Source organism: Vibrio sp. SCSIO 43135 (assembly GCF_023716665.1).
GTDB classification, from domain to species: domain Bacteria; phylum Pseudomonadota; class Gammaproteobacteria; order Enterobacterales; family Vibrionaceae; genus Vibrio; species Vibrio paucivorans.
The window spans coordinates 2,642,646-2,668,310 of record NZ_CP071859.1 but is presented as its reverse complement, the minus strand read 5'-3'; the positions used below and the strand labels follow the sequence as shown (position 1 = coordinate 2,668,310).

The window sequence follows — 25,665 nt, the reverse complement described above, 5'->3', positions numbered from 1 at the left end:
TGTGCATCTGGCAATTTGGCATTAGCCAAGCTTGCTTTAATTTGGTTATCGTCGCCCAAACAGGCCTAATTTGCGGCTAATGATAGCCTACGTAGCGCCATTTGAGAATCTTGGTGTGATCTCGATCGATGGTGGCAACTGATTAAGCTGCCAATGTCGAGCTCCCCAGTGAATGATTTCATCTAAATCTGCCGTTCTAATGCTCGTATTGAGTTTAAAGCCTAAGAATGCCATTGCGTCGAGCAATGCAGGCTTTGGATTACTAATCTCAATCGCCGGCGCATGGTTCTGTTTCGACAGTTTGTTGCCGTTATCGTCTATTGCTAAAGGGAGGTGAAGGTAACTCACTTCTGGTGTCCCTAACGCTCGATACAAGCTGATTTGTCTGCCTGTTGGTTCTATAAGGTCTGCACCGCGAACCACTTGCGTCACGTTTTGGTCTATGTCATCCAATACTACCGCAAGGTTGTAAGCAAATAAGCCATCACGGCGCTTTATAATAAAATCTTCATGCGCTAAAGCGCTTGGAATCGTCATGGAGCCATGCTTGATATCGAGAAACGATTCGATAGGGTGCTCGACCCTGAGTCGAACTGCGCAGTCGGTTGAGTTCTCAAGCTGCTTACTTCGGCAGGTTCCTTGATAGTAGCCACCTGCGAGTTTGATTTGCTTTCGAGTACATTGGCAGTAATAAGCCAAGCCTGATTCGAGCCATTGAGCAATTTGACGCTGATAAAGCGAGTGGCGCTGACTTTGGTATACCACTTCATCATCCCAATGAAGGCCATAAGTACGCAGTGTCTGTAAGATGAGCTCTGCAGCCCCGGGCATTTCACGAGGTGGATCGAGGTCTTCGATTCTAACTAACCACTTACCTTGTTGCGACTTCGCTTGAAAATAGCTACCTAGAGCGGCAACCAAAGAGCCGAAATGTAGTGGACCTGAAGGCGACGGCGCAAAGCGGCCAACGTAACTCATGGTGTAACAACCTCACATACCATTTCCAATGATGAGTACTCTATAACAGCAGTGTTCATTGGGGATGGCACAAAAACAACAAAAAGGGAGCATAAGCTCCCTTTCTCAACAATCGCTCGGATTAACCTTGCATCTGTTTCTCTTTGATTTCTGCAAGTGTCTTACAGTCGATACAAAGGTCAGCGGTTGGGCGAGCTTCTAGGCGACGGATACCAATCTCAACGCCACATGACTCACAAAAGCCGAAGTCATCTTCTTCGATTTTTGTTAGCGTTTTCTCGATCTTCTTGATCAGACGACGCTCACGGTCACGGTTACGTAGCTCTAAGCTGAATTCTTCTTCTTGCGAAGCGCGGTCTACTGGATCTGGAAAGTTTGCCGCTTCGTCCTGCATATGGTGAACGGTGCGATCAACTTCTTCCCTGAGCTGGTTACGCCAAGCTTCTAAAATCTTTGTAAAATGAGCCGTCTGCTCTGGTGACATGTATTCTTCACCAGCTTTTTCTTGATACGGTTCAACACCTGCGATGGCTAGGATGCCTAGCGCTTTTTTCTTCGATTCTGGCATGCAGCATCTCCTACTAACACCTAGTCAACTGCTTGAGCAGTTAATTTGAGGCGGGTATCTATAGCAAAAAGAACTTAGTGAGGCAAATTCTGAATTGCAAACTTATTGTCAATGTGAAGGTGACATCATTTTTCGCTAGTTATTGATAAACTTAACAGCTGAAACGAGTTTGATTTCAGATTCGGAAAGTTCTGCTTTGTAGCACAGGACTTCCACCCCTTGTTCTTGTGCGATTTTCAGTAAATTTGAATATTTGGCGTCTATATGGTGTGCAGCGGAAACTTTTTCAATCCCTGTATGCAAAACAGTAAATAAAAGTACGGCTCTGCTTCCATTATTCGCCATCTCAGTGAGCTCTCTAAGATGCTTTTGACCGCGAGTGGTGACGGCATCCGGAAAATAGCCCTGTCCGTTGTTATCCTCATCCAATAAGGTGACGCTTTTCACTTCTATATAGCAGTTTGGTTTAGTTTCTGAATTGAGCAAGATATCAATCCGACTATTTTCATTGCCATATTTTACTTCAGTTTGAAGTTGGTCATATCCTGCAAGCTCAGTAATAGTGCCGTTTTCAATCGCTTCGACTGCTAACTGGTTCGCTCTCGCAGTGTTGACACAGATACTATGTCCCTGTTGAGTCTGACTGATCTCCCAACTGTTGGGGTACTTTCTTTTCGGATTATCGGATGTGGAATACCAAATGGTGTTACCCGGTTCAGCGCAACCAGTCATGGCGCCAGTGTTGGCACAGTGAATGGTACGGATTGAGCCGTCGGCCAGTTCGATATCGGTAAGAAAGCGTTTATAGCGTTTTATTAGTTTGGCGGATTCTAAAGATGGATTGAACTGCATTTATCTACTGTTTTTATGTACAATACTTTCAGTATTACACCACAAGGTTTTTGCTTTGTCACAATTGACCTCACAGCAATCGATTTTATCAGACAGCCAAGATGCATTACCGATTCAGTCGGTTATCTCACAATTGCTCTCTAGCGTACAAAATTCCAACCAAGTGATTCTCAAAGCGGCACCGGGGGCGGGTAAGTCGACCTATTTTCCTTTGCAACTGGTGAAAAATCAGTGTGTCGCGGGAAAAATTATCATGCTAGAGCCACGTCGTTTGGCTGCTCGAAACATTGCACAGTATCTGGCTGCTCAATTAGGGGAAAAGGTCGGTGAGCGTGTGGGCTATCGAGTGAGAGGGGACACCAAAGCAGGTCCAAACACGCAGCTCGAAATTGTGACTGAGGGAATCATGACCCGAATGATTCAAGATGATCCTGAGTTAACGGGGGTTGATTTACTGATCTTTGATGAATTTCATGAACGTAGTATCCATGCTGATACGGCATTGGCGTTGAGTCTAGAGATACAAGCTGCGTTGCGTGAAGAGTTAAAGTTGGTAGTGATGTCTGCCACTTTGGACAACGAAGCCCTTCAAGCACTGTTACCCGATGCTAAATACATAGAATCTCATGGACGCGCTTTTGCTGTGGCGCAAAGATATCAACCTTTGAAGCCTAACGAATATCTGCCACAAGCAATGGCTAATCAAATTGAATTTTTGATGGCGAATGAGCCTGGCTCTTTACTGGCGTTTTTGCCGGGAGTTGCGGCAATAAAACAAGTTGAAGAAAAACTCTCTCACTTGAAGAACCAGTATGAAATTTGCCCTTTGTACGGTCAGTTGAACTTTTCTCAGCAGCAAAAAGCCATTGCTCCCGCGGAGCCGGGGCAGCGTAAAGTCGTGCTGGCGACAAACATTGCTGAAACCTCACTAACGATTGAAGGTATTCGTATAGTTGTGGATAGCGGGCTCGAACGAGTCGCTCGATTTGACCTGAAAACCGGTGTGACTAAGCTTGAGCAAGTTAAAATTGCCCAATCTTCTGCTGAGCAACGCGCGGGGCGTGCTGGCCGTTTGGAAGAAGGGATCTGCGTACGGCTGTATTCTGAATCCTCATTGCTTCAACAACCCAAAGTACCAGAAGCTGAAATCCTGCATTCTGATTTGTCTTCTCTTGCGATGGAGCTTGCCCAGTGGGGTACTCGAGATCCTGCGGAATTGTCATGGTTAGATACGCCAGCAAAAGCATCCATGTCTCAAGCGAAACAATTGCTTAAACGGTTGAGCCTGATGGATGAAAACGATCAACTCACGTCGCTGGGGCAGCAAGCACATACTCTTGGTGTCGAGCCGCGGCTGGCCAGTATGCTGACAATATCTGCTCAAATGAGTGAACAAGATACAGGCTTGGTGAGCAATGCTTTGCTTGTTGCCGCGTTAAGTGAAGAACCTGAGCGCCAAGTCAGTGATTTGTTGCAAAGCGTGCATCGTTTTAATGTTGGTAAACACAGTAAACAATCGGTTATTGCGCAGCGAATTAAAAACTTGTCGTCCAAGCTTGCGGTCAAATTTCAAAATGCGTCGATCTGCGACGATTCCATTTCGGTAGTCGCAGCTCTCGCTTTCCCAGATCGTATTGCACAGTTGCGTTCTAACTCCGGGGGGCAGTATTTATTGGCGAATGGCCATGGCGCACAACTACGCGATGAAGATGCCCTGTTTGGCAACGACTACTTAATCACGATTGATTTGTTGCGCTCAGGGCAGCAATCGAGTTTTATTCAGCTAGCAAGTCCTATTGATATTCACTATGTGAAAGACAAACTTCCCAAACTATTCAAACAAACGGAATGTGTAGACTGGGATGAATCGAGAGGGCGATTGGTAGCTGAACATCAGCTGCGCATCGGTCGGTTAGTCATTGAACGAAAAGAGCTGCCAGAACCGAGCCCAGAAAAAATGACGCAAGCTTTACTTAGCTATGTTCGTCGTAAGGGGCTTTCAGTATTAAATTGGAGCGTGTCGTCTCAGGAGCTTTTACAACGGATTCGTTGCGCAATTGATTGGCTTCCTGAACAAGAGTGGCCTGCTATGGATGATCAATCTTTACTAGATGAACTAGAGCTTTGGATTGAGCCTTATATGCAAGGCGTCAATTCAGCGAAAGCACTGAAGAATATTTCGCTAGAGCAGGCTTTGTTGGCTCGGCTTGGCTGGCCTCTGAATCAAGACATAGACAAATGGTTACCAACGCATCATGTCGTTCCTACCGGAAGCAAAAAAAAGATCTGTTATCAACAAGGCTCTGAGCCAATGCTATCGGTAAGAATGCAAGAAATGTTTGGGGAACAAGAGTCCCCTGCCGTTGCGTTAGGTAAAGTTAAATTGGTGGTGGAGTTGCTCTCTCCAGCACAGCGGCCGCTGCAAGTGACTAAAGATTTAGCCGGATTTTGGCAGGGTGCTTATCGTGAAGTACAAAAAGAAATGAAAGGTCGTTACCCCAAACATGTTTGGCCAGATGATCCTGCAAACCATGTAGCAACGACTAAAACAAAGCGACAGCTAGATAAATGACAACGAAGAAAAAGCCTGAAGGCAAAACAAGTAGCAAGAAGACTACAACACGTAAAACCACGGCAGCGCGAAAGCCTGCCAAGCGTAAAACTACCCGAACGAAAAAAACGGCTAAATCAGGAAAGCGCACTTGGCTCAAAGTACTTTGGAGCATTGGCTGGAAAGTCGGTGTGGCCGGTATTGCCATCTTACTGTTTATTGGAATTTATTTAGACAGTGTGGTGAAGCAGCGCTTTGAAGGGCAATTGTTTGATTTACCAACGGTGGTATACGCAAGAATTTTAAATTTAGCGCCTGGCGATAACATCACTATTCAAGAAGTACGCAATGAACTGGATGTACTTAATTATCGTAAGGTAAGGCAGCCTCGTTATGCTGGCGAGTACTCTTCGTCTTCCACTAAGATAGAAATGATCCGCCGTCCATTTGAGTTTTCAGATGGACCAGAGCCCGATCGTCACGTCATGCTTCACTTCGACAGTAGTGGGTTGCAGCGTATTCAGTCGCTAGAGCAGCAAGGCGACTTAGGCTACTTACGCGTTGAGCCTAAGATGCTAGGGATGCTGGAAAAAAACACCGATGAGCAGCGTTTATTCCTGCGTCGTGACCAGTTCCCTGAAGTGATGGTTGATGCTCTGCTTGCCACTGAAGATAGAAACTTTTATCAGCATGATGGTGTGTCACCACTAGCAATAGCACGCGCGATGATAGTGAATGTCAAAGCTGGACGCACAGTGCAGGGCGGTAGCACGCTGACGCAGCAGTTGGCGAAGAACTTATTCTTATCCAGTGACCGCACTTTATGGCGCAAGGTGAGAGAAGCGTATATCGCGATTATTTTGGATTATCGTTACAGCAAAGACCGAATTCTGGAAGCTTATCTCAACGAAGTCTATTTGGGTCAAAGTGGTGGCGAAGCCATTCATGGCTTTGGCTTGGCCGCTAGGCTCTATTTTGGTCAGCCAATTCAAGAGCTGCGTATTGATCAATTGGCTTTGCTAGTCGGTATGGTGAAAGGTCCGTCTTACTACAATCCAGTGCGCTCCCCAGAGCGCGCTAAGCAGCGTCGCGATCTCGTACTGCGTTTGATGATGCAGCAACATACGTTGACAGCAAGTGAGTTTGAGCAAGCGGCCAGTAGGCCTCTTGATATTCAAGCCAACCCTAAAATTGCGAGTCGACAACCGGCCTATTTCCAGCAGTTGAAAATAGAGCTCCGGGAGAAGGTTGGTGATGTGTTCCAATCTGATACCGGCTTAAGAGTATTCACTTCATTAGACCCGGTTTCTCAAGAAAAGCTTGAACAAGCGATCGACCGTAAAATACCCAGCCTTGCAAAAATCGCAGGCAAAGATCTCGAAGCGGCTGCGGTAGCAGTAGACAGACACAGTGGTGAGATTCGAGCGATGGTTGGTGGAAAGCGCACTGGCTATGATGGCTTCAACCGCGCTCTGAATGCGAGTCGACAGATAGGCTCATTGGCGAAACCGGCGGTTTACTTGACGGCATTGCAGAAGCCAGACGAATACACTCTTGCTTCTACCTTGCAAGATAAGCCGATTAGCCTAAAAGGCAGTAAAGGCAATGTGTGGTCTCCGAGAAATTACGACAGGAAATTCCGTGGTGATGTGCCTTTGTATATGGCTTTGGCTAAATCTTTAAATGTGCCGACTGTCCAACTGGGGATGAAGCTTGGTATCCCAAGTGTGGTTAAGACGTTTGAGCGTCTAGGGGTGGATGGCTCAGAAATTAGGCCAGTCCCATCGATGTTCCTCGGTTCGTTTACTCTAACGCCATTCCAAGTGGCACAGATGTATCAAACATTGACCAACTCTGGCAAAAAGGCGGAGCTGTCTGCATTACGTTCAGTGCTCGATATCGAAGGGAATGTGCTGTATGAGTCTATTCCAAGAGTCTCGCAATCTGTTGACCAGCAGGCAGCATGGTTGACGACTTACGCGATGAAGCGTGGTGTATTAGAAGGGACAGGTCGTTATCTCAATAGCCAGTTTGCTTGGGCTGCTTTAGCTGGCAAAACCGGAACCAGTAACGACACACGAGACAGTTGGTTCGTTGGGGTCGATGGACGTGAGGTGACCACCATTTGGTTAGGCAGAGATGACAACAAGCCTACCAAGTTAACCGGCTCAAGTGGGGCGTTGAGAGTCTATGCGGAATACCTTAAACATCGAATCCCAGAGAGACTTACCCTGCCATGGCCAAGTCAGATTACGACGCTAGGCTTTGAAAAAACTGCGCAAGGCGATCTAAGGTTAGATTGCTCAAACAAATTTAAACTACCAGTGTGGGATAAAAGCGGTGCGCTTAAGAAAAGCTGTGATGAACAACCTGCTACTTGGATAAAAAAGATATTCAGTTGGTAGAGTATTCAGTAATATTGAATGAGATACTTTAAAAGGAATTATAACTGCTCGTGATACATTCTTTGTTTACTCGACTTGCCATTTTTGCGTGTGCAGTTTCAACCGTTGCTCATGCTGAACAAGTGAACTCAACGGATAAAGAGCGACCGAAAGTCGCTGTTGTTTTAGCTGGTGGAGGCGCTAAAGGTGCTGCACACATAGGCGTGCTGAAGGCGTTAGAAGAACTGCGAATACCAGTCGATATTATTACCGGCACTAGTATGGGTGCTTATGTTGGTGGCTTATATGCGACAGGCATGAGCGCCGATGAAATCGAGAGTTTTATTTATTCGGTAGAGTGGAATGACGGTTACCGCGATCGAGTGAGCCGTAGCGACCGCCGAGTCAGAGACAAAGAGTACGAAGACAGGTATCAAATCAACACCGATCTCGGATTAAGCTGGGGTGAGATGCGTGCACCTAAAGGTGTTGTGCAAGGGCAAAACATGTTGCGCATTTTGCGCGAGACTTCTGGAAACCTGCCTGCATTAGATTCTTTCGACGAGCTCGCAATTCCTTATCGTTCGGTTGCGACCGATATCATTGATTTAAAGCCAGTCGTATTGGGGAAAGGGCATTTAGTTGATGCCATGATGGCCAGTATGTCAGTCCCTGGCGCTTTACCGCCTTATGAAATTGACGGCCAACTTCTTGTGGATGGCGGCGTCACCAACAATATGCCTGTCGACGTCGCTCGTGAACTCGGTGCAGACATCATTATCGCCGTTGATATCAGTAGTGACTACAAAGACGAAGAAGAATTTACCACTTACCTAACAGTCGCTAATCAGCTTTCAAACTATCTAGTTCGCCGCAGTACCCAGCAACAAGCAGAAACCTTGACCGACAAAGATGTGTACTTGCACCCTGATGTTGGTGGTATGCAGACTACTGAGTTTGCCAAGATGCCCGATGCATACAAAGAAGGTGTTGAAATTGCGATGGAGCAGCAAGAGCGACTAGTGCAACTCTCTGTTTCGAGCAAAGAGTACCAACGTTATGTTGAAGCAAAGCAGCAAGCGCGCAAAAAGCTCACATATGGGGATGAAGTAGTTGTCGACCAAGTCGTGATTAACAACAACACCCACTATAGTGATGAACTGCTCGCGCAACGCCTTAATTTGCAAGCGGGCAAAAGGCACACCACTGAAGAGATCGAGAAAAGCGTCCAAAGCTTATATGCACTCGACCGTTTTGAGTTGATTACTTACGAGTATGCTCAGGACGAAGAAGGCAATAACCAGCTAGTTGTCGATGTAAACGAAAAATCTTGGGGGCCTAATTACGTCAACTTCCGTTTCTTCCTCGAAGATGATTTTAGTACCGATAGTCAGTACTCGATTGGTATTTCGACCAATTTTACTGACCTCAATGACAATGGGGCGGAGCTACGTACCAATCTGGATATGGGTACAGACAAGCTGATTGAAGCCCAACTATACTCTCCTTTACTTTCGAGCCAAAAAGCCTTCACCACGCTAGGCATTAAGTACAGTAATGATAAGCGAAATGCACCAATAGGCGGATTTGAAGATACCAGTTTAGAAGCGACTAAAGACTACTTACCTGTGACTTACACCGAGTGGGGAGCAGAGTTTGCGTTGGGTTACCAAAATGCGCTTTGGAATGAGCTGAAATTGGGGGTTCGCTATGTAGATGGTGAGGCGGAGCTCTCTAGCTTACCGTCTTATCTAGATATGGAGTACAAGCGAATCGGCGGCTTTACCAGTTTCCGAATCGATACTCTGAACGATTTTAGCCTTCCAACTCGCGGCATCTATCTCAACCTCGAATACATGGTTTCCCATGACACAGTGGATGGCAGCACCGCGGGGATTAGTGCTGAAGAATCAGAAGATACTGTGCACGAAATCAGTGCTCGATTCATTGGTGCCAAGAGTATTAAACGCCATACTTTGGTCGCAAATTTAGATTATGGCGTCGTACAGAGCAAGAACTCTTCTGTGCCGATCAACCCGAAAGAAATCGGCGGCTTCTTGAACCTTTCTGGCATTCCTAGAAATAGCTTAATTGGTCAGAATAAGGTGTTTAGTAGCTTAATGTACCGATACCGTTGGTTTGATAATGATTTCGGTATATTTACCTCACCATTTTACGTCGGTACCTCGATTGAATATGGTGGTGTGTGGTCTGATCCTGATATCGACCTCAATGAAGCGCCATTGTATTTGGCGGGTTCGGTGTTTGCTGGGGTAGATTCACCAGTAGGACCTATCATGCTAGGTTATGGCCGTACCGAAGATAATTTTAGCTCAGTATATTTAATTATTGGAACGACGTTTAAGTAGCAAATTTGTCGACTTTATAGTGAAAAATAGTGGGACTTTAGTCTTAAGTTGCTATGTTGGTCAAAATGATAAGATTTTAATTTTAAGTTAAATTTGCTATTCTGCGTTCCACAGTTTGGCCTCTCTGGCGCTGTTTCTCAGTCTAATTGAATGAAAACGCTGGCAATGGAGAGCCAAGTTTCCAAGGATGTTCACTCCTTTCTTTTTATAAAAGCTATTAGAAAAGGAGGAACCGCAATGAGAGGAAAAAGTCGTGCTTGAAGCCTACCGTAAACACGTCGAAGAGCGTGCTGCCGAGGGAGTTGTTCCTAAGCCCCTTGATGCTGAGCAAGTCGCTGGACTTGTTGAGTTACTGAAAAATCCCCCTCAAGGTGAAGAAGAGTTTATTCTTGACCTTCTAGAAAATCGAATTCCACCTGGTGTAGACGAAGCTGCTTACGTTAAAGCTGGCTTTTTAACAGCTATCACTAAAGGTGAAGTTGAATCACCACTAGTAAGTCGCGCGAAAGCTGCTGAACTTCTAGGCACAATGCAAGGTGGTTACAACATTGAATCACTGATTGCACTACTTGAAGATGCAGAGCTCGCACCAATTGCGGTGAAAGCGCTGTCTCACACTCTACTGATGTTTGATGCGTTCTACGACGTTGAAGAAAAAGCGAAAGCAGGCAATGCCGCTGCTCAGCAGGTACTTCAATCTTGGGCTGATGCTGATTGGTTCACGTCGAAAGAAAAAGTGGCTGAAAAAATCACAGTTAAAGTATTCAAAGTTACCGGTGAAACCAACACCGATGACCTATCTCCAGCCCCAGATGCATGGTCTCGCCCAGATATCCCAGTGCATGCGAAAGCGATGCTAAAAATGGAGCGTGACGGTATTAATCCGGACCAGCCTGGTAGTGTTGGCCCTATCAACCAAATCGAAGAACTGCAAAAAGACGGTATTCAGCTTGCTTACGTAGGTGACGTTGTTGGTACAGGTTCTTCACGTAAGTCTGCGACAAACTCAGTACTTTGGTTTATGGGCGAAGATATCCCATACGTACCAAACAAACGCACTGGTGGTGTTTGTTTAGGTGGTAAGATCGCGCCAATCTTCTACAACACAATGGAAGATTCAGGTGCATTACCGATTGAACTCGACGTACAACAAATGAATATGGGCGATGTTATCGATATTTTCCCGTATGAAGGTGTAGTACGTAAGAATGGTGCTGAAATCTCTAGCTTTGAGTTAAGTAAAGTACTACTTGATGAAGTTCGTGCAGGTGGTCGTATTCCACTGATCATTGGTCGTGGTCTAACAAGCCGTGCTCGTACTTCTCTAGGTCTAGAAGAAACAGATTTGTTTGCTAAGCCAATTGATCCTTCTGCTTCAGATAAAGGCTACACGCTGGCTCAGAAGATGGTTGGTAAAGCATGTGGTGTTGAGGGTGTTCGCGCTGGTCAATACTGTGAGCCAAAAATGACGACAGTAGGTTCTCAGGATACTACTGGCCCTATGACTCGTGACGAGCTGAAAGATCTTGCGTGTCTTGGCTTCTCGGCAGACCTTGTGATGCAGTCTTTCTGTCACACATCTGCGTATCCGAAACCAGTTGATGTTAACACTCACCATACGTTGCCAGATTTCATCATGAACCGCGCAGGTGTTTCATTACGCCCAGGTGATGGTGTTATCCACTCATGGCTAAACCGTATGCTTCTACCTGACACGGTAGGTACTGGTGGTGATTCTCATACTCGCTTCCCTCTAGGTATTTCTTTCCCAGCAGGCTCAGGCCTAGTCGCATTTGCTGCTGCAACAGGTGTTATGCCTCTTGATATGCCAGAATCAATCTTGGTTCGCTTTAAAGGTGAAATGAAGCCAGGTATTACACTTCGTGACCTAGTGCATGCCATCCCTTACTACGGTATTAAGCAAGGTCTACTGACTGTAGAGAAAGCAGGTAAGATCAATGAATTCTCTGGTCGTGTACTTGAAATCGAAGGTGTTGAACACCTATCAGTAGAGCAGGCGTTTGAATTATCAGATGCTTCTGCTGAGCGTTCAGCTGCTGGTTGTACGGTTAAGCTTTCTCAAGAGTCTATCGAAGAGTACTTGAACTCTAACATCGTAATGCTGAAGTGGATGATCGCTGAAGGTTACGGTGACGTGCGTACTATTGAGCGTCGTATTACAGCGATGGAAGAGTGGTTAGCAAACCCAGAGCTACTGTCTGCTGACGATGATGCAGAATACGCTCACGTAATTGAGATTGACCTAGCAGAAATCGATCAGCCAATACTATGTGCTCCGAATGACCCAGATGACGCTCGTCTTCTGTCTGATGTTCAAGGTACAGAAATCCAAGAAGTATTCATCGGTTCTTGTATGACCAACATTGGTCACTTCCGTGCCGCAGGTAAGATGCTTGAAGAGTTTAACGGCTCATTGAGCACTCGCCTATGGGTAGCTCCACCGACGAAGATGGATAAAGACCAACTTACCGAAGAAGGCTACTACGGCATCTTTGGACGTGCAGGGGTTCGTATCGAAACTCCAGGTTGTTCTCTATGTATGGGTAACCAAGCGCGTGTTGCTGATAAAGCGACAGTAATGTCTACCTCTACGCGTAACTTCCCTAACCGTTTAGGTACCGGTGCGAATGTTTACCTCGCCTCTGCTGAACTTTCTGCAGTAGGTGCGATTCTTGGTCGCATCCCTACTAAGGAAGAGTATCTAGAGTACTCTGCGAAGATTGATGCAACGGCAGCAGATACTTACCGTTACTTGAACTTCCACAAGATGGGTCAGTACACAGAGAAAGCAGATACGGTTATTTTCCAAGAGCCTGCATAATCGAAAAGCTCTAATGGATTGATACAAAAGCACTTGTGATTTTCACAAGTGCTTTTTTGTTTTAAGGCCCTAGAGAGTTGGCGAGTGAGTCGTTATACTCTGCGCCTATTTTTTCAAGTCGTTTAAATGCCTAGGAGCCAGTATGGAATTTCAATTTACTCGCAATACCCTTATGGGGGAGTACTACGTGAAATGCAGTATGGGTCATGAAGTTGTTGGTCGTTGGCTACAAGAAGAAATTGGTAAGAACCGTAACAAGATAGAAGAAGTGGACCAGCTGATTGAATTGGCGAAAAGTAACCCAGCCCAAGAACTAAAACTACTTGGCACTGAAATTAGCCTATCCATTCATGATAATGAGGTGGTGGTTGAGGAAAATGTCCTCGCTCACGAACAAGAACTAGAAGGTGAGTTTGACTTCTATGATAGTGAAGCAAGCGCCAGTTGCGGGTTGGATGATTTTGAATTGCTGATTGAGCGGTGGATAGACTTTCTGGGTTACTAACCTTCATTAACGCTTTAGATGCTGCCTTATAGTGCAGCGCATTATTATTGTGAAAAGGTCGCACTATTATGGTGCGACCTTTTTTGTTTTTATAAAGGGTTATGTTGAATAAGTATTGATAAACAAAGACTTAACAAGTTGGCACGTACCTTGGATTAATAGAAGTGTTAAAAGGACTACAGCTTCAGAGAGGATGCGATGAAACTAATTAATGCCATTATCAAACCGTTCAAACTAGACGACGTTCGTGAAGCATTAGCGGATGTGGGAATTGAAGGAATGACAGTTTCAGAAGTAAAAGGTTTTGGCCGCCAGAAAGGTCATACAGAGTTGTATCGCGGTGCAGAATACCAAGTGGATTTCTTGCCAAAAGTAAAACTAGAAATTGCGACACAAGCTGAAAACGTCGATCGCGTGATTGAAGCCGTATCTAAAGCGGCGCACACCGGCAAGATTGGTGACGGAAAAATCTTTGTCTACGACCTGAGCCAGGCGGTACGTATTCGTACTGGCGAGATGGACGCAGAGGCACTTTAAGAATTCAAAGGACTGGAGACACTAAGATGGAACTATCAACAACAGTAACGGAATTACGTTACGCACTAGACACTTTTTTCTTCCTCATTTCAGGTGCGTTAGTAATGTGGATGGCAGCAGGTTTTGCGATGCTGGAAGCGGGCCTTGTACGTTCGAAGAATACGACCGAGATCTTAACTAAAAATATTTGTTTGTACGCAATCGCGTGTACGACTTTCTTACTGGTTGGCTACAACATTATGTATGTCGACAATGGAGAAGGCGGTTGGTTACCTTCATTTGGAACATTGATTGGTACACAAAGCGAAGGCGCAGATCACTCACTTGAGTCAGACTTCTTCTTCCAAGTTGTGTTCGTTGCTACAGCCATGTCTGTGGTTTCAGGTGCGGTTGCTGAGCGTATGAAGCTTTGGTCATTCCTTATCTTCTCAGTAGTACTAACTGCGTTTATTTATCCTATGGAAGGTTACTGGACATGGGGCGGCGGTTTCCTATCTGAAGCTGGCTTCAGTGACTTTGCAGGTTCAGGTATCGTTCACATGGCTGGTGCGGCTGCCGCTCTTGCTGGTGTTCTACTGCTAGGTGCTCGTAAGGGTAAATACGGTAAAAACGGTGAAATCTACCCAATTCCTGGTTCAAACATGCCGCTAGCGACATTGGGTACGTTTATTCTATGGTTTGGTTGGTTCGGCTTTAACGGTGGCTCTCAATTGATGGTTTCTGACTTCGAGAATGCAACCGCAGTTGGTCAGATCTTCCTTAACACTAACGCTGCAGCTGCTGCAGGTGCGATCGCTGCACTATTAGTGTGTAAAACAACGTGGGGCAAAGCTGATTTAACTATGGTGTTAAATGGTGCATTAGCAGGCTTAGTGGCTATCACTGCTGACCCACTGTCTCCATCGCCACTTTATGCGGTATCTATCGGCGCAGTATCAGGTGCACTAGTGGTATTCAGCATTATCGGTCTAGATAAACTGAAAATCGACGATCCTGTTGGTGCTATCTCTGTACACGGTGTGTGTGGTTTCTTCGGCCTAATGGTTGTTCCACTAAGCAACGGTGATGCGAGCTTCGGTGCACAGCTATTTGGTGCTGCGGTAATCTTTGCTTGGGTATTTGGTGCAAGTCTAGCGGTTTGGGCTGTACTGAAAGCGACAATGGGTATCCGTGTTAGCGAAGACGAAGAACTAGAAGGCATGGATATGCACGACTGTGGTGTGGGTGCTTACCCTGAGTTTGTCACAGTAAAATAACCCTTCAATGGAATATGAAAAGGCCAGCTCTGCAAAGAGCTGGCCTTTTTGTTTATGGTGCTAGAAGGTGAACTCATTTATTCTTATAGTGAATTTGAATAAAAGATACGTCATGGAGTGATGAATGAAAGTTTGGTTAGTGAGTCTTATCGTTATGTTGTCTTCCAGCGTTTATGCCAGTTCAGAGCTAAACCAAGTAGCAGAAAAACAGCGTGCCGACATTGAACAAAGGATCATGGACAAGCTGTTTGGCACCAGTATAAAGATGGAAAGCAATAAAAAGTATGTAGGTCATGTTCGCCAGATAGGGCAGAGCAATAATTACTTACTAAAGCTCCAAGATCCAAGTTCAGAGGATGTTCACACCCTAACGTACCTTGCTGATGTCGATGCCATCATTGTTGGAGATAGAACTAGCCTGATTCGACTGGATGATAAGTCATCCATCAGTCAAGAATATCAAGCGAGCTACGTAAAGCCGTTACTCGCCAATATTGATTCAAGTGACCTGATTGATATGTCCTCACCTGAATCAGGTGGTGGGGATAAGCTGTATGTCTTTACTGACCCAACTTGTGGCTATTGCAACCGACTGCATCGAGAGATTGCGGAGTACCAGCAACAAGGGCTTTCAATTCAATATTTACCTTACCCAAGAAGCGGTAAAAACGGCGCTGCATATAAAATGCTGGTGAACGCCTATTGCTCAAAGGACCGAAAAGCAGGCTTGGATTATGCGAAAGCAAACCAAAAGCCACCTCAACTTCCAGCGGATATTTCTGCAAGTGAACTGCAAAAGTGTGAAGACATCGTCAACAAGTACCTCACTTTGGGGGCTCAGCTTGGCATTTCTGGCACACCAAGTATTTATGCCGTGTCAGGCTATCAGGTTGGTGGTTATGTGCCGGCAGCGCAGCTGCGTCATACACTTGATCAGTTATAAAGGTCACCGAGTTGAGTGCATGAAAAGTCTTGTTACAAAATAACCACAAAGAAACCAGCCAGCAAAAGCTGGTTTTTTTGTTTACGATCATTGTAATTAAAATATTGATGAATATAATAACGCAACTGATAAACGTTATCATTACGATGTAAAGGACTAAACCATGAAAAAACTGCTAGCTCTATCAGCATTAGCATGTAGCACTCTAGTACCAGCAGCGGCGATGGCTGCTGAAGAAGTGAACGTATACTCTTACCGCCAACCATTCTTGGTTGAACCAATGTTCAATGAGTTCACTAAAGAAACAGGCATTAAAGTAAACGTTAAGTTTGCTAAAAAAGGCTTAGCTGAGAAACTGGCTCAAGAAGGTGAGTACAGCCCTGCAGACGTTATCCTTACTGTGGATATCAGCCGTCTCGCTGAACTAACTGACAAAGGTTTAGTACAAAAAGTCGATAGCGAAGTTATTGAAGCTAACGTACCAGCACAATACCAAGACGACAACAACGAGTGGTTTGCTCTGACAACTCGTACTCGCAGCGTGTACTCGTCACGTGACCGTGTTGGTAAGCTAGGTGATGACTTCACATACGCTGACCTTGCTAAGCCTGAATTCAAAGGCAAGATCTGTACTCGTAGTGGTAAGCACCCATACAACGTATCTCTCGTATCAGCGATGATCGCTCATAAAGGTGAAGCGGAAACGAAAGAGTGGCTAGAAGGCGTAAAGGCTAATCTAGCACGTAAACCACAAGGCAACGACCGCGCTCAAGTTAAAGCAATCAAAGAAGGCCTATGTGATGTTTCTCTAGGTAACAGCTACTACCTAGGTAAAATGGTTAACGATAAAGAGCAAAAAGCTTGGGCTGACGCTGTTTACATTAACTTCCCTGGCCAAAACGCAGAAGGTACACACGTAAACATTAGCGGTATGGCGATGGCAAAATACTCTCCAAACAAAGAGAACGCGCTTAAGCTGATGGAATTCCTAACGGGTGACACAGCTCAACAAATGTACGCTGAAGTTAACTATGAGTACCCTGTGAAAGAAGGCGTTAAGCGTTCTGAACTTGTTGCTTCATGGGGCGATTTCAAAGCAGATACTGTCTCTTTGGATGAAATTGCAGCGCATCACGCAGCAGCAATCAAACTTCTAGACGAAGTGAAATTTGACCTTTAATTGAATCTAGGGGTATAACTGTACCCCTATTTTTTTAAAGGGATATGAGATGTATTTGCAATGGCATTTGTGTTTCATACAGCCTTGTTGTAATTAGGCGATGAAAGAAAAAAATTTCTTATGGAAAACCAGTAGTGCGAGCTTGGCTCTGCTACTGGTTTTGCCGATCTTAGCGATCTTCTATACGGCTATCGGTGACACTGATGATATTTTCCCTCATCTGATGTCAACGGTACTTCCAACCTACACCACTAACACTATTACTCTTGTTGTAGGAGTGATGGCACTTTCCTTGGTGTTCGGTATCCCTAGTGCTTGGTTGATGGCGATGTGCAAACTTCCATCAGAGCGCGTATTACAATGGGCATTAGTTCTGCCTCTTGCGATGCCGGGCTATATCGTGGGATACATTTTTACCGATTGGTTTGATTTCGCCGGGCCGATTCAGATACTACTGCGAGATATGACAGGGTGGGGGCCTGGTGAATACTGGTTCCCTGATATACGTACTTTAACGGGCGCGACGATTGTGTTGGCGTTGGTACTTTATCCTTACGTTTACCTGTTATGCCGCGCCGCCTTCATGGAGCAAAATGTCTCTTTGCTTCAATCTGCTCGATTGTTGAAGTGTTCACCTTGGGAAAGCTTTAGACGAATTTCTTTGCCGCTTGTTCGCCCATCTATCGCTGTAGGCTTGTCGTTGGTTGCAATGGAAACCATCGGCGACTTTGGCACGGTGAACTATTTTGCCGTGAGTACATTGACGACCGCCGTTTACGATACTTGGCTCGGATACTCTAGCCTCAGTGCTGCGGCCAAAATATCTGCGATTATGTTGATATTTGTCCTGCTATTTTTAAGTGCTGAAAGATACAGCCGACGTAAGCAGAAACTCTTCCAAAGCCAATTTAGCAGCCGAGAAGATTTTCGTTATGAACTGAAAGGTTGGAAAAAGTGGACAGCGCTAAGTTGGTGTTGGGGATTAGTCTCGGTGGCATTTATATTCCCGTTACTTCAGCTGTGTATCTATGCTTACAAATACTTCGAACAAAGCTGGACGGCGGAGTTTAAGCAGTACGCAATCAATAGTTTACAAGTTTCGTTCGCGGCTGCATTTATTGGTGTTGCCATTGCCCTTATCGTTAATTTTTGCCATCGAGTGAGCCCAACGCGCCGTAGTTTGGCGTTCATGCGTCTATCCTCGATGGGCTATGCCGTACCTGGAACTGTTTTAGCTATTGGTGTGATGGTGCCGGTACTGTTCATGGATCATTTTGTGAATGATATCGCTAGAGCCATGGAGTGGGGCAGACCGGGTTTGATTTTCTCTGGTTCAATGTTCGCACTTATCTTTGCTCTGGTTGTGCGATTTTCTGCAGTCGCGATCGGCAGTATTGAAAGTAGCCTAAATAAAGTGTCGCCGTCTTTGGATATGGCTTCTCGCACCATGGGGTGTAACTCAAATCAAATGCTCCGTCGGATACATTTACCACTTATTCGTCGTGGAGCATTGATTGCAGGTTTGCTTGTGTTCATAGAGTCAATGAAAGAGCTTAATGCCGCTTTGTTGCTTCGTCCGTTCAACTTTGAAACCTTGGCGACTTATGTATTTAACTATGCTTCTGATGAGCATCTAGAGTTGGCGGCAATGCCGGCTGTACTTCTTGTGTTAGTGGGTTTGATTCCACTTGTTGTTGTTAACCGTTCCTTGGAGCAATCCCACTAATGAGCTGTGCGTTATCAATTCAAAACCTGACATGTAAATATGAGTCTCAGACCATCTTAGAGTCACTATCTTTAAACGTTGAGCATGGCGAGATCGTTTGTTTGTTGGGGGCGAGCGGTTGTGGCAAAACCACTTTGTTGAAAGCAATTGCTGGTCTTTTGCCGTTAAGCTCAGGAACGATGAGCTTAAACTGCATGACCATTGATGATGGTGACAATTGGCTACCTCCTGAGCAACGTAACATTGGCATGATATTTCAAGATTACGCCCTTTTTCCTCATCTCACCGTTGCGGAAAATATCGCGTTTGGATTAAGGAATATCAGCGTACAAGAAAAGCAGGAGAAAGTGAGTGAAATGCTTCACTTAGTACGTCTTGCTGAGTACGGTGATCGCTTCCCACATCAGTTGTCTGGTGGTCAACAGCAGCGTGTAGCCATCGCTCGCTCTTTGGCGTATAAGCCCGATCTCCTATTGTTAGATGAGCCATTTTCTAATATTGATACACAAGTTCGCCATAAGTTGATTGGTGAAATTCGCAAGATCTTCAAAGCGCAAGGTGTGACAGCGATTTTCGTTACACACAGTCGCGAGGAAGCTTTTGCGTTTTCCGACAAGATGGCGGTAATGAATAATGGTGTTATTGAGCAGTACGGCACCGCAACAGAGTTGTATTACCACCCATCGAGTAAGTTCGTTGCAGATTTCTTAGGCGGCGGGAGTTACTTACCAGCTAAACGTATTTCTGAATCTGAATATCAAACCGATCTCGGGGTGGTGGAAGCAAAAGCTCAGCAACATATTGATGTCGATACTCAATGCGAGTTGCTATTGCGTCCACAACACATTCAAATTAGTTCGACAGAAGACAGTAGTGTTCGTGTGCTTGAACAACAGTTTATGGGTGACCATTGTCGTTATGTGATTGATGCGAGTGGCAGTAAATTATTGGCAAGTTCAAGTGAAGCACTGAACCTTGGTCAAATGGTGTCGGTGAAAGTGAACACTAACGGAATCTTAGCCTTCTAGAAAAAAGCCCGGCTTTCGCCGGGCAAGTGTTCTTCACCTATAGGGTGCTCGTAAGAGCAAGTGGTCGGGTAATTACAAAGACAAGAAGTCTTTTACCTGTTGAAGAACACGTTCCGCAGTGTCTTTATCTTGCATTTCTGCAAAAATTCGTAGTAATGGTTCTGTACCAGAGAAACGTGCAATAACCCAGCCGCCGTTTTTGAAGTAGACTTTCGCACCATCTTCGTAGCTGACTTTCTCGATCTCATATTCAAACTGTGGTAGCTGCTTCTCGACATAAATCTTGTCATACAAAGCTTGTTTCTGAGTTGGTTTAAATGTGCAGTCACCCTCTGCGGTGTATGCGTATCCGTATTTACCGTAAATCTCTCCAAGCAGCTCTGATAGTTTTTTGCCTGTCACGGAAATCATCTCAACCAATAGACTGGAAGCGAAGACACCATCCTTGCCTTTAATATGGCCTCGGATGGTTAGACCGCCAGAGCTTTCCCCACCGATGAGGGAATCGTCTGCTTCCATCTGCGAGCTAATGTGCTTAAAGCCAACAGGTACTTCAAAGCTCTTCTCTCCATGATCTGCGGCAATCTTATCGAGAATATGGGTAGTGGCAATATTGCGTACTACAGAGCCTTTCCAGCCTTTGTACTCTAGCAAGTAGTAGTACAACAGAATAAGTACTTCGTTCGGGTGAATAAAGTTGCCTTTTTCGTCGATAATGCCAAGTCTATCCGCATCACCATCTGTACCGATACCAATATCATAACCTTCAGCGGCAACTAAGTGTTTTAGTCGGTACAGAGTTGCGGCACTTGGTGACGGCATTAAGCCACCGAAATCGGGGTTCTTGCCGTCGTTGATCACATCAACATCACAGCGGCCATTGATCAATACAGTCTGTAGAGCATTTTTAGCCACACCAAACATTGGGTCGATTAGCACACGTAAGTTGGCTTTTTTGATGGCTTCGATATCGACAAAATCAATGATCGAATCAACGAATTCGTTCATTGGGTTGATGATGACAACGGCTTGATCGTTAACCGCTTGTTCAAAATCGACAGACTTAACATCTTCTTGTTTCAATACAGAAATTTGCTGCTCAATCTTTTGGGTAATGATTTCGTCAGCGTCACGGCCACCTTCAATGAAGATTTTTACACCATTATAGTCTGCAGGGTTATGTGAAGCCGTGATGCATGCAGAGTATGCACAGCCCATTTCTTTCGCTTTGAACATTACGATTGGGGTAGGAACAAACTTGTCGATAAAGCTGACAGTGATGCTATTCGCTGCCAGAACTTCAGCAAACCATTGGCCCGCTTTGTCTGAAAGAAAGCGACGGTCGTAACCGATAACAAAACCGTTGCCTGCTGCATTCTCATTGTTAATGATGTTGGCAAGTGCCTGCGCTACTAGGCGTACGTTATCTTTAGTGAACTCCTCACCAATGAATGCGCGCCAACCACCAGTACCAAATTTAATCATTTCTCTAATCCTTGTAGAAAAAGGCGCTAAAATTAGCGCCTTATTGATTCTTAGCCCAGAACAACCACTACGTCGTTTACGCTGCCTTCTGTTAGTACAGGAATCGTTCCAGTCACTGCTTCGCCGTTGACGGTGATCGATTTCACTCCCTTACTTACTGAGTCTGGGTTTTGTACTTTGATGTTGTATGTCGCGCCACGCCATTGACGAGTCACTTCAAAACCTGGCCAGTTCGTTGGAATACAAGGGTCGACTGTTAAACCTTCGAAGCCAGTACGTACACCTAGAATGAAGTTGGTCACCGCAAAGTATGCCCAGCCCGATGTACCAGTTAACCATGGGTGGTTAGCACGACCATGATCTTGGTGATCGCGTCCCATGATGAACTGAACGTAGGAGTACGGTTCAGCGATACGCTTTTCGATGATGTCGTTTTGGTTGTAAGGGTTTAGTGCATCGTAGAACTTCATCGCACGATCACCGCGGCCTAGTTTCGCTTCGGCTACCCACGCCCATGGGTTAGGGTGTGAGAAGATGGCGCCATTTTCTTTCACACCTTGGTATACGCGAGTAACGAAACCAATGTCATCATTCGGAGTTGCAAATGAAGGCGCATTTAGATGTAGGCCGTACTCAGAGAACAGGTTCTCATCAACGGCATCCATTGCTTTTTCACCACGTTCTTGAGATACCGCACCTGATAAAACAGCAAGTGTGTTTGACTCTAGGTGAATACGACCTTCGGTTTGTTGAGCAGTACCGATCTTATCGCCATCTTTAGTTAGGCCTCGGATATACCAACCACCTTCGTCATCCCACAGGTGAGTCTCACACGCTTCACGAACGTTGGCTGCCATCTCTGTGTATTTAGTTACGTCCGCTTCGTTTCCACGGAATTTCGCTAGGTCAATAAACTCCTGTAGTGCCCAGAAATGTAGGAAAGACACCATTGAAGATTCACCGCCGCCTAAGTTCAAGCAGTCGTTCCAGTCTGCACGTAGACCTTTACAGATGCCTGTTTGTCCTACGTACTCTGCCGAGAAATCGAGCGCTGCTTTCATGTGCTCATAAACAGTCGCATCACCACCATCTGCGTATGGAATGACTTCGTCAAAGAAGTGATGTTCACCAGTTTCCATTACGTACTTACAGATGGTTGGGACAATCCAAAGATGATCGTCTGAACAGGTATCTTCAATACCATGAATTTTATCGTCATCTGATGGTGTAGGTACAACCGTTGGAGACTTGGAAGGCTCAACGTCTGCTTTCTCAGGATCAAACCAGTCAGGATCGAATAAGTGCAGGCCATAACCGGCTTTTACTTGTCCACGAAGTAGGTCAACGATACGTTTTCGGGTCATTTCTGGGTTAGCATGAGGAACCGAAATCGCATCTTGGGCAGTATCACGGTAACCAAGGCCAGTACGTCCACCGACTTCAATGAATGATGCAAAGCGAGACCAAACCACACAAGTTTCTGCTTGGTATAGGGTCCAAGCATTGATCATCGTGTCTAGACCTTCGTTTGGAGATTTTACTTGGAACTTGTCACAGCGCTCATCCCAGTGTGCTTTGATGCCTGCAAATGCAGCGTCAACGTTGGCTAGGTCTTGGTATTTCTCACGCAGGCGAGCACCATTGCCTTTACCAATACCTAGTACGTAAGCAAAACGAACTTCTTCACCTGGTTGGATAACAAATTGTTTGTGCAGTGAACCACAGTGGTTGTAACAAGTTTGAGCAGAGTTAGTACATTTACCTTGTTCAACTGCGATTGGGTTTGCTTCGTCACGGTATAGACCTAGGAAGCTGTCACGTTGACCGTCGTATGAGTCTGGGTCGAATGTTGATGCTAGGTAGTAGAAACCTTCGAAATCATTGGTGTTGTAGTACAAGTCATACTCGATAACACCATCTTTGTATTCAGTGCCTGCAGAGTAGAGAGACATCTGATGGTTTTGGTTATCAGAGGCAATATGGCTAAATGAAAACTCGACAAACGAAAATGCACTGATAGTGCGTGGTTTGTCCGAGGTGTTTTTGATCACGACATCCCAAACTTCCGCATCTTCGCCTTTAGGAACAAATAGCGTCTTAGTCGCAGTGATACCGTTGTAGTCACACTTAAACTTAGAGTAAGACAGGCCATGACGAACTTCATAGTTTGCTTCATCTAGGCTTTTAGCAACAGGTTGCCAAGAGATAGACCAGTAATCGCCTGTTTGGTCATCTCTCAAGTAGACATAGTGTCCAGGGCGATCAAAGGTCGCATTCGGGCGAAATTTGGTCACACGATTGTATTCAGGTGAATTGTAGAACGAGTAGCCACCCGCGTTGTGAGAAATTACCGTACAAAACTTCTCGGTACCTAGGTAGTTAGTCCATGGAGCGGGTACGTCTGGGCGAGTGATGACGTATTCGCGATTCTCATTGTCGAAATAGCCGTATTTCATTGTTCTTTCCTTTTAAATAAGTTGTGAATGTCACAACCAAAATTTTGCTAGTGAAAACCTCTAAGAGTGCAAACACTCTTTGGCTTGTTGTTTATTTCCACGGTGAACGGTAGTTGATGCCTTGCTTGTTAAGCAGCGACAAATGCCCTTTCAAACGTGATAAGTAATCTTCCCAATTACGCTGAGTATTCTGCGTCCAACATGCCTCAGCAATTGCTGTAAGCCTTGGGAATATCATGTAATCCATACGCTGTTGGTTGTTGACGATTTCACACCACAGAGCACACTGAATGCCGAGGACGCGTTTTTTTATCGGGTCTTGGTCATCGAGTTCGGCCAGTGGCTCATACCGATAAGCATGTTCTAGTGGGATCACGTTAGCCCAATCAACTCCCGGTTCTTCAGGTGCGTAGTCCTGAGCCATATCAAGGTAGGTGTATTGTCCTGGCTGAAGAATGACATCGAAGCCTTGTTTAGCGCATTTCAAAGCTGCTTCTTCACTTAACCAAGAGTAAATCACGGTATCTTTACTTACTTTGTCTCCATGTTGAGCTTCTTCCCAGCCAACCATTCGTTTGCCGAGTGAGCGCAGTTTTTTCTCTGCGTAACGTAGTAAATGTCCTTGAAGCTCTTTGGTGTCGCTGTAGCCATGTTCTTGCATAAGTGCTTGGCACTTTTGGCTTTCTTCCCAAACCCCAGATGGCACTTCATCAGCGCCAATATGAACCCATTTTGATGGGAACAATTCAGCCACTTCTTCCAGAACTTTATCTAGGAATAAATAAGTGCCAGGAAGTGCAGGAGAGAGCACGTTGTCGTTGTAGTTTTGGATACTGCGATATTGTGAGTGGTCTTCATCATCGACCAATAAATGAGGCAGTGACTTAATCGCCGCGCGGCAGTGTCCTGGTACATCAATTTCCGGAATGATGGTAATACCACGCTGCTCGGCATAAGCGACGACTTGTTTGATTTCTGCTTGGCTATAGAAGCCGCTGTACTCTTCACTGATCGTACTAAACTGAGGAACTAAAGGGCTACCCACTGAGCGTGTCGAACCCACTTGGGTTAGTTCCGGAAATGCTTTGATCTCGATACGCCAACCTTCGTCATCGGTTAGGTGCCAGTGGAAGGTGTTAAATTTGTAATGGGCCAAGTTATTGATTAAACGCTTTACACGCTCTACAGGGTGAAAGTGTCTTGAACAATCTAACATCATGCCTCGGTACTTAAACCGAGGAGAATCAACGATCTTGAGGTAGGGAATTGTGAGTTGGTTAGGCTCAGCGCAACGAGTTAGGGCCTGGAGTAACGTCGCGCTCGCGTGAACAAAACCGCTCGCAGACCCCGCTTCTAATCGGACACCAAAGCGGTCGACGATGAGCTGGTACTCACCTTCATCCAGAGTGGGGTTGGTTCGATATAATATGTCGCCTTTACCTATCGGCTTCATTTTAAAGTCAAACAGTGAAGACAATTCTTGCTGTAACCAGTTAGCGGCTTCTTCCGCTCCTGATGCCTGTAGCGTGATTTGACTGTCGTTTGAAAGCGTATATTGCCCGTCATAAATCTCGTATTGATTCGGCTTGGGAATAATATTAAGAGTGGCGGCATCGACAGGTGTAATGTGGGTCCTTTCCTTGTATGGCGAAGCCAATACGATAGGAGTGACAACTACTGGGTGGCGAGCACTTGAGTTGTTGAACTGTATAAAGGCATCTTTGATTCCATCGGTGTAGAAACGAAGCGGTGCGGTTGTAATGCTAAATTCGCAGTAAAAATGTGCATTGGCCTTTAGATGTGTGTTGTTTGGCTCAAGAGTACAGAAGCTGCCAACTTGAGAAAGTGCGGCATTCGTAACACTATCTGGAGAGATGAAGCGATCAATGACAAATGTCAGTGACCAGTTATGGATGTCCTGATCACTTAAGTTATGGACGGTTAGGCCAAAGCGACAAAATTGCTTTTGTTCTGATACTACGGCCAAATCAACTCGGAAACTCAT

The 25,665-nt window shown here is 45.4% G+C and carries 17 protein-coding genes; 11 read left to right on the top strand and 6 right to left on the bottom strand.

Translation table 11 applies throughout. The annotated features are described in order from the left end of the window. Positions 1 to 87: 87 nt before the first annotated feature. The 3 genes from gluQRS to sfsA form a co-directional block, all read right to left on the bottom strand. The gene (gene gluQRS / locus J4N42_RS11820; protein ID WP_252028193.1) at positions 88 to 978 is read right to left on the bottom strand and encodes a tRNA glutamyl-Q(34) synthetase GluQRS; all 891 of its coding nucleotides are present in this window, start codon (positions 976 to 978) and stop codon (positions 88 to 90) included. Between the two features lie 121 nt (positions 979 to 1,099). Next, positions 1,100 to 1,546, bottom strand: a complete 447-nt coding sequence (gene dksA / locus J4N42_RS11815; RefSeq protein ID WP_252028191.1) for an RNA polymerase-binding protein DksA — start codon at positions 1,544 to 1,546, stop codon at positions 1,100 to 1,102. A 135-nt stretch (positions 1,547 to 1,681) separates the two neighbouring features. Beyond that, entirely contained in the window at positions 1,682 to 2,398 is a 717-nt protein-coding gene (gene sfsA, locus J4N42_RS11810) for a DNA/RNA nuclease SfsA (RefSeq protein ID WP_252028189.1), read from the bottom strand. 64 nt (positions 2,399 to 2,462) lie between these two features. Here sfsA and hrpB point away from each other — a divergent pair, with 64 nt between their 5' ends. The 11 genes from hrpB (at position 2,463) to J4N42_RS11755 (ending at position 19,719) form a co-directional block, all read left to right on the top strand. Continuing rightward, the gene (hrpB, locus tag J4N42_RS11805; protein WP_286036671.1) at positions 2,463 to 4,970 is read left to right on the top strand and encodes an ATP-dependent helicase HrpB; all 2,508 of its coding nucleotides are present in this window, start codon (positions 2,463 to 2,465) and stop codon (positions 4,968 to 4,970) included. Then, positions 4,967 to 7,354 carry a penicillin-binding protein 1B gene (gene mrcB / locus J4N42_RS11800; RefSeq protein WP_252028187.1) on the top strand — a complete coding sequence of 796 codons (2,388 nt, stop codon included), beginning with the start codon at positions 4,967 to 4,969 and terminating at the stop codon, positions 7,352 to 7,354. The genes hrpB and mrcB overlap by 4 nt, the downstream gene beginning before the upstream one ends. 80 nt (positions 7,355 to 7,434) lie before the next feature. Further along, a complete protein-coding gene (locus J4N42_RS11795; RefSeq protein ID WP_503034768.1) occupies positions 7,435 to 9,702 on the top strand; it encodes a patatin-like phospholipase family protein in 2,268 nt (755 codons plus the stop codon). Positions 9,703 to 9,955: 253 nt separating this feature from the next. Next, positions 9,956 to 12,544, top strand: a complete 2,589-nt coding sequence (acnB, locus tag J4N42_RS11790) for a bifunctional aconitate hydratase 2/2-methylisocitrate dehydratase (protein WP_252028185.1) — start codon at positions 9,956 to 9,958, stop codon at positions 12,542 to 12,544. Between the two features lie 142 nt (positions 12,545 to 12,686). Next, positions 12,687 to 13,049 carry a YacL family protein gene (locus J4N42_RS11785; protein WP_252028183.1) on the top strand — a complete coding sequence of 121 codons (363 nt, stop codon included), beginning with the start codon at positions 12,687 to 12,689 and terminating at the stop codon, positions 13,047 to 13,049. 198 nt (positions 13,050 to 13,247) lie between these two features. Continuing rightward, positions 13,248 to 13,586 (top strand): P-II family nitrogen regulator, encoded by a 339-nt coding sequence (glnK, locus tag J4N42_RS11780; RefSeq protein WP_004742633.1) that lies wholly within the window; start codon positions 13,248 to 13,250, stop codon positions 13,584 to 13,586. 26 nt (positions 13,587 to 13,612) lie between these two features. Then, entirely contained in the window at positions 13,613 to 14,842 is a 1,230-nt protein-coding gene (locus J4N42_RS11775) for an ammonium transporter AmtB (RefSeq protein WP_252028182.1), read from the top strand. Positions 14,843 to 14,966: 124 nt separating this feature from the next. Next, a complete protein-coding gene (locus J4N42_RS11770) occupies positions 14,967 to 15,785 on the top strand; it encodes a DsbC family protein (RefSeq protein WP_252028180.1) in 819 nt (272 codons plus the stop codon). Between the two features lie 163 nt (positions 15,786 to 15,948). After that, positions 15,949 to 16,965, top strand: a complete 1,017-nt coding sequence (locus J4N42_RS11765) for a Fe(3+) ABC transporter substrate-binding protein (protein ID WP_252028178.1) — start codon at positions 15,949 to 15,951, stop codon at positions 16,963 to 16,965. 100 nt (positions 16,966 to 17,065) lie between these two features. Continuing rightward, a complete protein-coding gene (locus J4N42_RS11760) occupies positions 17,066 to 18,691 on the top strand; it encodes an ABC transporter permease (RefSeq protein WP_252028177.1) in 1,626 nt (541 codons plus the stop codon). Then, the gene (locus tag J4N42_RS11755) at positions 18,691 to 19,719 is read left to right on the top strand and encodes an ABC transporter ATP-binding protein (RefSeq protein WP_252028175.1); all 1,029 of its coding nucleotides are present in this window, start codon (positions 18,691 to 18,693) and stop codon (positions 19,717 to 19,719) included. Before J4N42_RS11760 ends, J4N42_RS11755 begins: the two co-directional genes overlap by 1 nt. Before the next feature lie 72 nt (positions 19,720 to 19,791). Here J4N42_RS11755 and J4N42_RS11750 read toward each other — a convergent pair whose 3' ends face one another. From J4N42_RS11750 to J4N42_RS11740, 3 genes are all read right to left on the bottom strand, one after another. Further along, positions 19,792 to 21,204, bottom strand: a complete 1,413-nt coding sequence (locus J4N42_RS11750) for a phosphoglucomutase/phosphomannomutase family protein (RefSeq protein ID WP_252028173.1) — start codon at positions 21,202 to 21,204, stop codon at positions 19,792 to 19,794. 50 nt (positions 21,205 to 21,254) lie between these two features. Then, on the bottom strand, positions 21,255 to 23,660 hold the full coding sequence (locus J4N42_RS11745) for a glycoside hydrolase family 94 protein (protein WP_252028171.1): 2,406 nt from the start codon (positions 23,658 to 23,660) through the stop codon (positions 21,255 to 21,257). Between the two features lie 91 nt (positions 23,661 to 23,751). Further along, positions 23,752 to 25,665 (bottom strand): beta-N-acetylhexosaminidase, encoded by a 1,914-nt coding sequence (locus tag J4N42_RS11740; RefSeq protein WP_252028169.1) that lies wholly within the window; start codon positions 25,663 to 25,665, stop codon positions 23,752 to 23,754.